Annotated in this window: 12 protein-coding genes and 1 pseudogene; 2 read left to right on the forward strand and 11 right to left on the reverse strand. The window is 55.8% G+C overall.

Annotated features, from left to right (window positions below; genetic code table 11):
• Positions 1–788: 788 nt before the first annotated feature.
• The 4 genes from E8M78_RS16210 to E8M78_RS16225 all read right to left on the reverse strand — a co-directional run bounded on the left by E8M78_RS16210 (position 789) and on the right by E8M78_RS16225 (position 3,153).
• Positions 789–1,337: a formyltransferase family protein gene (locus E8M78_RS16210; protein ID WP_137136039.1), complete on the reverse strand. Its 549-nt coding sequence runs from the start codon at positions 1,335–1,337 to the stop codon at positions 789–791.
• Complete coding sequence (locus tag E8M78_RS16215; protein WP_137136040.1) at positions 1,334–2,437, reverse strand: GNAT family N-acetyltransferase; 1,104 nt, start codon at positions 2,435–2,437, stop codon at positions 1,334–1,336. Before E8M78_RS16215 ends, E8M78_RS16210 begins: the two co-directional genes overlap by 4 nt.
• The gene (locus E8M78_RS23360) at positions 2,434–2,610 is read right to left on the reverse strand and encodes a hypothetical protein (RefSeq protein ID WP_170973448.1); all 177 of its coding nucleotides are present in this window, start codon (positions 2,608–2,610) and stop codon (positions 2,434–2,436) included. The genes E8M78_RS16215 and E8M78_RS23360 overlap by 4 nt, the downstream gene beginning before the upstream one ends.
• Before the next feature lie 321 nt (positions 2,611–2,931).
• Entirely contained in the window at positions 2,932–3,153 is a 222-nt protein-coding gene (locus E8M78_RS16225) for a hypothetical protein (RefSeq protein ID WP_137136041.1), read from the reverse strand.
• Between the two features lie 20 nt (positions 3,154–3,173).
• Between E8M78_RS16225 and E8M78_RS23865 the strand changes: the two are divergent.
• A pseudogene (locus tag E8M78_RS23865) lies at positions 3,174–3,317 on the forward strand (IS3 family transposase); the annotation flags it as partial.
• Between the two features lie 47 nt (positions 3,318–3,364).
• Here the strand turns inward: E8M78_RS23865 and E8M78_RS16230 are convergent.
• From E8M78_RS16230 to E8M78_RS16240, 3 genes are all read right to left on the reverse strand, one after another.
• Positions 3,365–4,663, reverse strand: a complete 1,299-nt coding sequence (locus E8M78_RS16230; RefSeq protein WP_137136042.1) for an MFS transporter — start codon at positions 4,661–4,663, stop codon at positions 3,365–3,367.
• Positions 4,654–5,223, reverse strand: coding sequence for a 2OG-Fe(II) oxygenase (locus E8M78_RS16235; RefSeq protein WP_170973449.1), 570 nt, complete (start codon positions 5,221–5,223; stop codon positions 4,654–4,656). The genes E8M78_RS16230 and E8M78_RS16235 overlap by 10 nt, the downstream gene beginning before the upstream one ends.
• A 250-nt stretch (positions 5,224–5,473) precedes the next feature.
• The gene (locus tag E8M78_RS16240; protein ID WP_137136044.1) at positions 5,474–6,316 is read right to left on the reverse strand and encodes a 2OG-Fe(II) oxygenase; all 843 of its coding nucleotides are present in this window, start codon (positions 6,314–6,316) and stop codon (positions 5,474–5,476) included.
• A gap of 228 nt (positions 6,317–6,544) precedes the next feature.
• On the opposite strand from E8M78_RS16240, the gene E8M78_RS16245 reads away from it, so the two are divergent.
• Positions 6,545–7,408: a LysR family transcriptional regulator gene (locus E8M78_RS16245; protein WP_205910254.1), complete on the forward strand. Its 864-nt coding sequence runs from the start codon at positions 6,545–6,547 to the stop codon at positions 7,406–7,408.
• A gap of 220 nt (positions 7,409–7,628) precedes the next feature.
• Here E8M78_RS16245 and E8M78_RS16250 read toward each other — a convergent pair whose 3' ends face one another.
• From E8M78_RS16250 to rpoD, 4 genes are all read right to left on the reverse strand, one after another.
• Complete coding sequence (locus E8M78_RS16250) at positions 7,629–8,015, reverse strand: hypothetical protein (RefSeq protein ID WP_137136046.1); 387 nt, start codon at positions 8,013–8,015, stop codon at positions 7,629–7,631.
• Between the two features lie 105 nt (positions 8,016–8,120).
• Positions 8,121–8,543 carry a secondary thiamine-phosphate synthase enzyme YjbQ gene (locus E8M78_RS16255; RefSeq protein WP_137136047.1) on the reverse strand — a complete coding sequence of 141 codons (423 nt, stop codon included), beginning with the start codon at positions 8,541–8,543 and terminating at the stop codon, positions 8,121–8,123.
• 13 nt (positions 8,544–8,556) lie between these two features.
• The gene (locus E8M78_RS16260; RefSeq protein WP_246658365.1) at positions 8,557–9,597 is read right to left on the reverse strand and encodes a DUF930 domain-containing protein; all 1,041 of its coding nucleotides are present in this window, start codon (positions 9,595–9,597) and stop codon (positions 8,557–8,559) included.
• A gap of 125 nt (positions 9,598–9,722) precedes the next feature.
• Positions 9,723–11,774 carry an RNA polymerase sigma factor RpoD gene (gene rpoD, locus E8M78_RS16265; RefSeq protein ID WP_062554043.1) on the reverse strand — a complete coding sequence of 684 codons (2,052 nt, stop codon included), beginning with the start codon at positions 11,772–11,774 and terminating at the stop codon, positions 9,723–9,725.
• Positions 11,775–11,997: the final 223 nt, after the last annotated feature.

An 11,997-nucleotide genomic window follows, 5' to 3' on the forward strand; every position in this document is an offset into this window, starting at 1 on the left:
GGTTCACATGGCTCAATTCTCAATGGAAATTATGCGCCTAACCGGCTCAGTTTCGCGCGGAAACCAACAGTTTCAGTCAAAAAGCTGGAAATGCCGCTTGAGTAGTTTGCGTTCTCTTTCGTCTTTTCAAAAAAATGTCTTAGAGCATCCATCCGGTCAGCCTTAGCCGATGTCCGTTGGTTGTAAATGTACTGCGCCAACCTCTCCCGCGCTAAAAAAAGCCGATCAAAGTTGGCCCATCTGTAAATTAGGTAATAGCAGCTCGAGTCGTATTTTAACTCAAGGGATCCTCGATATTGCGTGTACTCAATCTCGTAGTTGGTCAGATCATTGTTTGGAATCATTACTATCGAGCGTTGTTCGGAACCAATCGAGAGAGCTTCTCCCTCAACGCCCGCTGGAACAACCCTCTTAACAAATACAATGTTTGAAGGTCCGTTCCTGAGCAACGCGACTGTGTAGTCTCGCCGCCTTAAAACAGCAGGATCAGATAGGCTTATCTTCGTGGGCACCGGTGTACGCGTGGCCAATGATAACGCTTTACGAATTATAATAGACCTTATCCCCATCGCTTACCCTTCGCGGCACATCGGAGTTCCAATCGACAGCTATCTTCATTACGGTATGCATTGAAACTAGTGGGTCAAGCCAGAGCATTTCTTGGAAGTGGCAACGTTCGCGATAGATAAGCGAGCCGGACTTCGTATGTAAAACAATGGAAGCTGACAGCGAGTGGCGATCAATCGCTCTTATCTTCAAACCTTCTTCAAACCCTCTTTGAAGCCTCTTCAAACCCGCTCCTGCTCCTCCGCCGGAATGAAGCCGTAGACTGCCAGATGGTCTGCGGCTTTGAGCAGTAGCTCCAGTCCCATCGGGCCGAGCGCCCTCCTCCACAGATCGGCCGGTGTTTCGTCCGTTCCGATGAAGCACCAGTCCTGGAAAGCTATCGGCCCGCCATCCATGGCGTCGGTCAGATGATAGACCGTGCCGCCCGTAACACGATCTCCTGCCGCAACAGCATCAGCCACCGCATGCCTGCCGGGATGAAGCGGCAGCAGCGACGGGTGATAGCCAATGCAGTATTTTGCCTGATCCCTTATGTGGGCGGGCACGAAGACGAAGGCGTGGGCGCAGAGGATGAGATCAAACGCCTGCCCTGCCAGCGCATCCAGCCCACAACCGCCGTAACTATAGGCCGGAATATCCGCCGCCATCGCCATCTGCCAGAGCCGGTCCTGCGGGTTCGGCACGGCGACGAATGCGACCTCATAAACAGGCAGCAGCGCCTTGAAGACTTCGGCTGCCAGCCACTTCTGGCCAATAATGCCAATCCTCATGGCGCGTCCTCCGCACCCTCGACATAGCGGAAGCCTTGGATGGCTCGCAGATGCCCGCCATATCCGGTTTTCATGCCGCGCCCGAGCGCGCTCTTCTGCTTGCCTGGACCATAGAGCACGGCAGAGACTTGAGCCCACATCCGATCCCGGCGCAGCGCCGCCGCCAAACCGGGATGTGAGGTATGGAACAGCGTCAGAAGCGGCTTGCCGTACCGGTTGTTTCCCCGTCGCCATTGCGCACAAACCGCATTGAGGAACCGCACACCGACACCCGCACCCTGCCATTCCGGCATCACCACAAGGCGGCAGGCTCTGGCTTCCGCCATTCCCGGCCGCGTGGAGAAAGCCACATGCGCCACCGGCTCGCCCTCCACAAAGCCGACATAGCAGGTGGCCGCAATCATGTGCGGCAGTTTCAGATAGTGATGCGGCTCAAAATGCGGCCACCATCGCCAGTTGGTTTCGCGGATCTCCAGCTGGATCTTGGGTCGTCGCCGAAGATACCTCCCGGTAAACGCACCCGTTGCCGTGTCATAGATCCAGTCCGGATCGAGCCAGTCGATGATGTCATAATGGCAGGACAGCAGAACCGCCCTGCCACCCGTTCGCCGCCATGCCTTGCCAAAGGCCAGCGCACCAATGCGGGCGATCTGCCGATCGACCACACTGGTGAACTCATCGATGACGACTTCGGACGGTTGTTCGCAGATGATCCGGGCAAGCTCCGCCCGGAACTTCTCACCATTGGACAGCACATGGAAGGGCCGCAGCCAGGCGGGCACAGAGCCCAGCCCGACTGCCGCCAACGCTGCCGTCACATCATCAAAGGCCCGCTCCGGCGCGATGGCCTCAATGATCGGCTGATCGTCAGGCCAAGCCGCCTGATACCGCCGATCTTGCGAGAACACCCGCGCGCCGAGGCTTGTTTTGCCCGAACCCGACGGCCCGACGATGAGGCCAAGCGTCCAGTCCATGTCTTCAATCGGCAAGTCGGCGCTGATGGTAAACTGGTGCGCTTCCTCGACATTGAAGAGGGATTGAACCCGGCTGCTTCGATAGGTGTCGAACTCCGGGCTGGTGTGGGTGATCTCCAGCCTCATGTTACCACCACCTTGATCCTGGTGGTTCGAATGGCCGTCAGCGCATTGAACAGTGCCTCCTGAGACGCCTGATCCGGGCAGATCAGGATCACCCCATATTGCGACCGATACCTGAAGCCGTTTCGTTTAGGAGCCTTTGCAGGCAAAGGCGGCAGTTCGTCTTTCTCGTCCATAAGAAGCCTCGTCACCCTGTCGCTCGCGGCGATCTGAGACGGGCTCCGCTGGCCTCAAATGGTTGACTGTACCGCATCGGCGGCACTTGATTTCGATGGTGGCGGCAATCGCGCCACGATCCATTTTGAAGAGTAGTGCGCGGCAGCTGCCGCAGCGCATTTCCTGCATTGTTTCAATGTCTCGACTCAGTCACTGATCTCCACCTCGGCTTTGCCGGGGTCGGATGTGACAGTTATCGATCAGATCCCGTCGAGCGAGTCTGTACGCCAATCTTAGTCCCGCTTTCGGAGCCTTGGCTCCGGCATCCGTCAACCGAATCTCTAAGTCTTTGCCGCCAGTTCCGGCGTCATCAGCCAGCCTCCCTGTTCGTCGAATGTGAACTCGTGGGTGATGGTCTGGGCGACGAGATCGCGCCCGCTCCATCCGCCAAACCCGATCAGCTGAACCGGCGCTCCGGCCATGGCCGCAGGATCGCCCTCAATGGTCAGGCTGCCGGTGATCGTGGCGCGTGCCAGTGCGGTGGCTTCAGCCTTGCTCTTCACCTTGGCCTCAGAACCGGATGCTGCCGGAAACAGGAGCCAGTATAACGAAACGACTCCGCCGCAACCACAGTCCTGCCTTTAAGGCGAAAGTCGTGCCGCCGTGATTAAGGGCGAAACTGGTCGAGCTCGCGCAGCAGTTCGACGTGCATCAGAACCAGATCAGAGATCGCCACGTTCAAAGGCCATGATTGTGCAGCTGTTGAAAGCGTCTTCAATCTTCTGAAGCCGGAGCGATTATGTTGCGGTTTTTATCTCCTTTAGAGACTGAGGCGTCCAAATCAATGAGACGCGGTCTGGGTACGGCTGAAAGAAATACCCAGTAGCCGACGACCGAGAACGCCGCGAGCGAACCTAAGGCAATCTGATAGGATTGCGTCACTCCGAACGTCGGTGACATTGCGGAAACGAGCAAACCAAATCCCCACTGCCAGATAAAAACTCCGACAAACAACAACAAATTGAAAAATGCTATTGCACGCCCTGCTTCTGCTGGCTTGGATCGCTGGCCCACCAGTGGATGAGTGACCGATAACGGCCACGCGGCAACGCAATAGAGGGCGAACATGTACCAATCGGCCTTGTCACCCATGATCGTGATAACAATCAAAATCGTGATGCTCGCCGGCGTCCATCTGCGCAACAGGCGCTCTGCGTCCTGGGCAGACGTGTTGAACTTCGGAGAAAGGTAGCCCATGAGTAAAAATGTCACGAGCATGATGATGTTGATGAACAGAAGTTCCAGCGATGCCCCGCGAGCATCTTCCCCCCTCAGCTGCGTCAACCAGGGACCAATCCATAAGGTCTGCACAGCCACAAGGATTGCATAGTTGAAGAACCCAAGGGCACCAATCTTCCAAGTATAGGAAGTGGACATGATATTTTTATAGCCGAGGAAGAAGCTTCGGATACCTGCTGTCCCTTGGGGATTATGCTTCGGTGCCTTAACCGCAACCAGCAGGGCAACCGCCGCGAACAAAAGGCCCAGGGCCACGAACAGAGACGGCCAGCCGAATGAGGTTGCAAGGCTTTCGGATGGTAGCGTGCCGAGTACAAGACCGAGCGCACCCGCCATCAACATCCATGAATTAAGGCGCTGTTGCTGGGCGGCCGCCGTCCAGAGGCGGGCTGCCGTGAGCGGCGCAATAAGACAGGCGCTGACACCGATACCACTGAGCAATCGAGCGCCGAAAAGTCCATTGAATGAACTCGAATTGGCAAACAGGAAGCAGGACAGCGCGGCAACACTCAATGAAACCACGAGAACGAGCCGGACACCGAACCGATCCAGTAGTGCGCCCATAGGCAGCTGCATGATCGCAAAAGACACGAAATAAGATCCGGCAAGCAAACCTAGCTGGGCCGAAGATAAAGAAAACTCCGCCGTCAACATGGCCGCCAGCGCGGCTGTCACCCCCCGTAACTGGGATGACAGCAAATATCCAGCAGCAAAGACCACGAGGACGAAAATACCCAGCTGGCCGTTGGCCCGGTCTTGTTCTTTCAGCTCCATACCGTCAAAGGCTCCTTCTCGCCTCGATAGCCAAGGAAACCAGATATGGTTAGTCGATCCACGCCTTCGCCGGGCAAAACTGCGTGGAGTTTTCGGGCATTGAAGAGGATCAAATCGCCGTTTTCGGGTTTGGCCGAATAATCGCAAGGTCCGAGTTGTTCGAGCGGAATTGCATAATCGCCACCCCGCCGCTCCAGGAACTCGGCATCCGAAATCTCGTCGTTCCACATCCCTATTTCGCCGCCCTTCTCTGGCACATCAATGTAGATGTTGATCGCAAATTGGCTGATCAGGGATTCAGCTTCAGGCGTATTGGGTGCATGTCGTCCGAACATGTCATGATGCGCTTTGAGTGGAATTCCAGGCTTCATGCAGCGCGAAAGTCCTACAAACATTTTTTTCCCGAAGAGCGTTTGAAGCGTGCACCCCTGCGCCCAGGTTTCGTCCATCGCACAACGAAAGGTGTCCATCGGGCAAGGATAAGGCGCACAGGCGGCTCTCAGGAGATTGATGTTATCCATCGCCGTCTCAAAATAGTGGTCGATGATTTCCTGCTTCATGCCGGTCTCGAAATACGACATGCCGATACGGCCGACCTTCGGTGCGTTCAGATAGTCGTTATAGCCCGTGGACTTGAGCCCCTTGGTGATCTGCTTGCAGGCATCGCGCGAAATGAAATCAGGAATCCGGAGAACCTGAATTTCATTCCGGATCAATGCCCCCACGTCTTCAGCGGTCAGCCTGGAAGAGACACGGACCGGGTCTGTTGCGGATGCGGGAGCAGTCTTTTGAATAGCCACGTTCATGGGTTCAGCTCCAATATGTGAGCGGGCATTCTTCCCCGCGATATCCGATGAAGAATGAGACCGCCATACGCGACGATCCGCGCGGAGATGCGACGGCGTGGATCTTGCGGGAGTCGAAAATCAAAAGATCGCCCCGACCCGGCTTGATGACCACATCGGGCGGCGGAAGGTCTTCTATGGCAATGCCATATTTGCCTTTGCGACGTTCATTGAACTCTTCAGTGGTCATGTTTTTGTGCCACATCAGGAGTTCACCCCCGATGTCTGGCACCTGGAAGTAGATGTTTGCGGCAAATTGCGCAGTGAGCGACTCTGCTTCCTCAATGCCGGGAGCATCTTCAGAAAAAATGTCATGATGCGCGAGGAAGGTCGTATTGGGTTCGACCATGCGCGAAAGGCCTACGAACATTTTCCGCCCAAATATCGTTTGGAGATTAGCACCTGCGGGCCAGATTTCGTCCAGCAGCGCGCGCAGCGTGTCCAGCGGAGAGCCGAACGGTTCACAGGCCTTGCGAAAATCGTTTTGGTGGACACTGGCGACAGTGAAGTATTTGTCAATGAGTTCTGGTTTCATTTCGGTTTCGTAGAAGGCCATGCCGATTTTACGAACTTCCGAAACGTTTATATAAGGCTGAAAGCCAAGGCTCGTCTGCCCCTTGCTGATAAGGTCACAAGAAGGGCCGTTGGCAAACCCCTTCACCTTGACGACGCGCACTTCACCCCTGGCCAGCGCTGTAATATGATCCTTGTTAAGGCTATATTTGGTAGTCTCAATTACATAATCTCTATTGTCTGTTTCTTGGAAATCATGACAGTTTTCTTTTTTCACTGCCTGCAAATTATTCATATCCTCTCCTGATAAAATATTTTTATTATAATAAAAATTTTTGATAACAATATTATAGGACGCTCACGGTAAACCCCCGGAGGTTTCCGTCTTCGATGTTCCGACTTTTTCCTTTTATTGATGAGCGCAACTCTTAGTGTAAATAGAAACTCTTGAAAATCGCTCCGGAGGCAACTCTGTTTGGCGTCTGCGTCACGAATGTAGAAAGCAAAGATGCTTACATTAGAAATGCGTCTCTTTATTCGCCTTTCCGAACTAGGAACTTTCGCAGCCGTTTCCGACGAAGAAGGCATTAGTCCCTCTGCTGTGTCCCGAGTAATGACGCGGCTTGAAAATCGGCTGGGCGTAAAGCTGGTTCACCGCTCCACGCGAAGACTGGTGTTCACGCCAGAAGGCCATGTTCTTTTAGGCTACGCTCGTCAGATGACTATTTTGGCTGACGCAGCGGCAGCGGACATCTATCAAAAGGCCGGGCAGGTCAAAGGCCACCTGCGGGTGAACTGCGGAACCGCTTTTGCGCACTACAAACTGGCCCCCATACTCCCCGAATTTCTATCGCGATTTCCGGATTTGACGATTGATGTGGCCGTTTCGGACCAGCGGATCGACCCGATGGAAGAGCAAATCGACGTCACAATTCGGGTCGGTTCCTTACAAGATAGCGATCTGGTTGTTGCGCGCCTGGGAACCGTGAAAAGGATCATCGCCGCAAGCCCGGCCTACCTTGAACGTAGAGGCGTCCCGAAAACTCCAGCCGCTCTGAAGAACCATAATTGCCTGCTGCTTACAGGATTTGCAGGGCAAGCATTGTGGCCGATGATCAGCGACGGGGTCGTAGAAAAAGTGGCCGTTAGCGGATCGGTTTCATCGGATAGCGCAGACACATTGCTCAAAATGGCGATAGCTGGTGTTGGAATAATCAGGTTGGGAGATTTTCTAGGCGAGCCCGCTCTGGCTGACGGTCGCTTGATCAAGCTTCTGGAGGGGCAACACGATCCGGACCCAAAACCCCTTTCCGCACTCATGTTGCCAGGACGCCAAAACATTCCGCGAGTGCGGGCCTTCGTCGATTTCCTGAAGAAACATGTTTAGGCGCTTTTTTTTGAGATATTGATTGAACTAAGCAGATACAAATATTGCGACTACATCGAAATAATTTCCGATCTCCCCTTCATAGACTTCCTTTATATTGTTGTACTTGTCCCAACAGACCGGCTTCTGATCCACCTTCTCGCGACAAGCACAATGCCGTCGACATAGGGCCGAAACCCTCGCTATCGACGGCAAGAACAGATCAAAACAAGCCCGTTGTTCAGCGGCTCACGACCGGGCAACCACGCTCGTTGGCGAAGATGATGCGGTTTGGTCCGCCGCGATCATAGCCGTTGACGACAACGACACGACGATTGACATCAACCACATGCGCGCGGCGAAGGCCCATGCGGGATGCCTTTTCCTCAGCCATCCAGGAAGCACAGCCCCGGTCGCGATCACGGTCGCGGCCCCAGTCACGGCCACGATCACGACCCCAATCACGATCCGGGCCACGGTCCCAGCGCGGTCCTTCATCACGACGACCATCGAAGAACTGAACCTGAATGCGCAGCTCGTCAGAAGCTGAAGCACTGGCAAACGGCGCCAGAGCAGCCGTGGTGACAACGGCTACAGCAAGAACGGTCTTGGTGATGATCTCTTTCATGAGCGGGCTCTCCGGCTATTCCTTGGCCTCTTCGGCGATGATGGAGAAATAGCACCAAACTTCTGAACAGGTTCCGAATTTCGCGTTCAGAAAACATTCATCTGCTCACGAAGACAAATGCAAGACAACCTCACGCTGATGCGGTCTGTCACGATGTTCGAAAAGATATATGCCCTGCCATGTACCAAGCGCCAGACGACCGGCCATGACGGGAATTCCAATCGAAACCTGTGTCAGCGCCGATTTTACATGAGCAGGCATATCGTCCGGCCCCTCTGTCGTATGGATCATCCACCGCATTGAGGCATCGTCGCTGGGTGGAACCAGCCGCTGAAAGAAATGCTTCAAATCGGTCTGGACGTCAGGATCGGCATTCTCCTGAATGATCAGCGAGCAGGACGTATGCCGGACAAAGACCGTCAACAGGCCTTCCAGGATGCCGGACTGCCGCACAAAAGCGCTCGCTTTCTCGGTAAACTCGTAAAGCCCCTGGCCCCGCGTGGGGATCCTCAGCGTCGTCTGCGGCATGCCTGCCCCTTTCTTAATGAACCGGAAATCGGCGCGCCGCCCATTGGCTGCGAGGCACCTTGTCTCCCACGGCGAACTGGAAGCTCGTCACCCGCGTGGCGTCGCCATCCACCTCGCATCGATAGTGAATATCGTACCAGACGCCGGACGCACGAAAGGCTGCGAGATCGACCTGCATGACATTGCCTGTTTGCAGGCGGATATTCGGCAGATATTCCGGGTCGAACCTCTCTTTGCTGTGTTTCAACTGCTCACGCAATTCCGTTGCGCACAACTGCGATGCCCGCTGCTCACGCGGAACACCAGCCATTGCCATCATCGCTACCATTTCGCCGCTGGCGGAGGCGGAGTAGAGTTTCTTGGCCTCTCGCAGGGCAGTCTTGGTCTGGGCTGGCGGTGGCTTGCGTTCAGCATCGGCGGGCTTCTCCGGCTTTGCCTGCGGCAGGGGAACAACAGAGGCAAGAGCCTCACCCTGCCCCGCATTGGCCGGCGTGTCGACTTCCGGCAAAGCGATGTCCGGCTGTGCTGCAACAGGCTTTTCAACCTGATCGGCTGTCTTGGCGTCCGCGGGCGGCGGAGGTTCCTGCGACGCTTCGACGGGCTTGGCTTCAGCCTGTGCTTCGTGCGCCACAGGCGGCGCAGGCTCTGCCTTGGCTGCCTCGGCACCATCGCCATCAAGTGCCTTCTCCGGACCACTATCCTTTTCACCGAATTGGAATGCAGGTCGAAGCACCGGTGTCTGCATCGTAGTCACGGGCTTTTCCGGGTCTGGTTTTTCCTGCGGCGGCGGCGGCGGAGGCGGTGATGGAGGTTCTTTGGCCTTTGGTGCGGGAGGTTGCTCAGGCGACTTTTCCGGCTCAGGTTCTGGCGGCGGAACGATCTCGACTGAAACCGTCTCTTCCGTCGGCTGCGGCGGATCGGAATGAGGCAGACCGATCAGAATCACGCCAAGAACCACCACATGAATGACAACAGACGCCACGGTTCCCAGCGGGTAACCGGGCTTTGGAGCGGCCTCATTCATTGGCGACTGATGGTCAGGTTCATCCTGCATGCATCCACATGTAGGCGGATAGGCGCAGACAATCGAGAGCCTTGCGCATCAAAAGCAAGTGCACCAACAAAAAACCCGGCGGAAGGTCAATTCCGCCGGGTCGTAATCTTTCAGACAGGATCGGTTTAGCTATCCAGGAAGCTGCGCAGCTTGCGCGAGCGGCTTGGGTGCTTCAGCTTGCGAAGGGCCTTCGCTTCGATCTGGCGGATACGCTCGCGGGTAACCGAGAACTGCTGTCCGACTTCTTCCAGCGTGTGGTCCGTGTTCATGCCGATACCAAAGCGCATGCGCAGAACACGCTCCTCACGCGGCGTCAGCGACGCCAGAACGCGTGTCGTGGTTTCGCGCAGGTTTGCCTGAATGGCAGCATCGATCGGCAGAAGTGCATTCTTGTCCTCGATGAAGTCTCCGAGGTGGCTATCTTCTTCGTCGCCCACGGGGGTTTCGAGAGAGATCGGCTCCTTGGCGATCTTCAGAACCTTGCGCACCTTCTCCAGCGGCATGGCCAGCTTTTCGGCCAGTTCTTCCGGGGTCGGCTCGCGACCGATTTCGTGCAGCATCTGGCGCGAGGTACGAACGATCTTGTTGATCGTTTCGATCATGTGCACCGGAATACGGATCGTGCGTGCCTGGTCAGCGATCGAACGCGTAATGGCCTGACGAATCCACCATGTCGCATAAGTGGAGAACTTGTAGCCACGACGATATTCGAACTTGTCGACCGCCTTCATCAAGCCGATATTGCCTTCCTGAATAAGATCCAGGAACTGCAAGCCACGGTTTGTGTATTTCTTGGCGATGGAGATGACGAGACGCAGGTTTGCCTCGACCATTTCCTTCTTGGCAATGCGCGCCTCGCGCTCGCCCTTCTGCACCATATGCACGATACGGCGGAATTCCGTGACCGAAATACCGGTTTCCGTCGCCAGATTCTGGATTTCCTGACGGATGTCGCGGATCGTCTGGTTTTCCGACTTGGCGAATTCCTTCCAGCCGCGCGCAGCGAGGTTGGCGATGGACTTCATCCAGTGCGGATCGAGTTCGGCACCCTGATACTGCTCCAGGAAGCTCTCGCGCTTCACGCCATAGGACTCGGCAAGACGCAGCAGGCGACCTTCGTTCTGCACGAGGCGCTTGTTGATGTCATAGAGCTGCTCGACAAGGCTGTCGATACGATTCTGGTTGAGCGACAGCGACTTGACCGCCGTGATCAGCTGATCCTTCAGTTCCTTGTAGCGACGCTCCTGACCGGAAGAAAGCGTACCCGTGCAGGACAGGCGGGCTTCCACCTGCTGGTCCTGCAGCTTGCGCAGCTTCTTGTAGGTATCGGCAATCAGATCGAGCGTTTCCATGACCTGCGGGCGAAGTTCCGCTTCCATGGCAGCAAGGGAAAGGCTCGATTCATCATCGTCCTCTTCCTCTTCTTCCGGCATGGGCATGTCGCCGCCGACATTGGTGATATCGTCGTCATTGGCCGGAGAACGCGACCGGCGCGTCTTTTCCTTTTCCTCGGCAGCCTTACGGTCGGCCTCGATCTTTTCCGGGCTCTGGAACTGCGGCGCAGCCTTGGCTTCCGGACCAGAATAGGTGGTTTCCAGATCGATGATTTCGCGAAGCAGCGTCGTGCCTTCGTTCAGCTCGTCACGCCAGATGATCAGAGCCTGGAAGGTCAGCGGGCTTTCGCACAGACCCGCGATCATGGTTTCGCGGCCAGCCTCGATGCGCTTGGCGATGGCAATTTCGCCCTCGCGCGACAGAAGCTCGACAGACCCCATTTCACGCAGATACATGCGCACCGGATCGTCGGTACGGTCTGTCGGCTCGCGCTTCTTGGTTGCGGCAACAGCTGTGCCGGTCGTGGTGGTCAGTTCGCCACCTTCGCTTTCGGCCTCGTCGTCGCTGCTGTCTTCCTCGGCTTCCTTTTCCTCGGCGTCATCGTCTTCCACAACGTTGATGCCCATGTCGGACAGCATCGCCATCGTGTCTTCGATCTGCTCGGAGGTCACTTCTTCCGAAGGAAGCACCGCGTTCAGCTCGTCCATGGTCACATAGCCGCGCTTCTTCGCGAGCTTGATCATTTTCTTGACCGCGTCATCCGAAAGGTCGAGAAGCGGACCGTCGCTTGCGCCGTCGCGTTCGTTTTCAGCTTCTTCGTTTTCTTTGACTTTTGTTGCCATGTATTTCGTCTTTCCTTGGACGTCATTCGCAGCGCTTCGGCTAAGCCGCCACAACACAGTTAAAACAGCGTCGCGAATCGCACCAGAACACGTACCGGGTGGACAATTAATTCCCGATTAACCAAGGCGGAATTGAGCCACAAAACAAAAGCTGGTTATCGCGAAGGCGAAGGACCATGCTCGTATGTCGGTGTGCTTCACTCCGCCTATGAATGTCTAGGAC

It is taken from the genome of Rhizobium sp. FKY42 (assembly GCF_005222835.1).
Taxonomy (GTDB): Bacteria; Pseudomonadota; Alphaproteobacteria; order Rhizobiales; family Rhizobiaceae; genus Neorhizobium.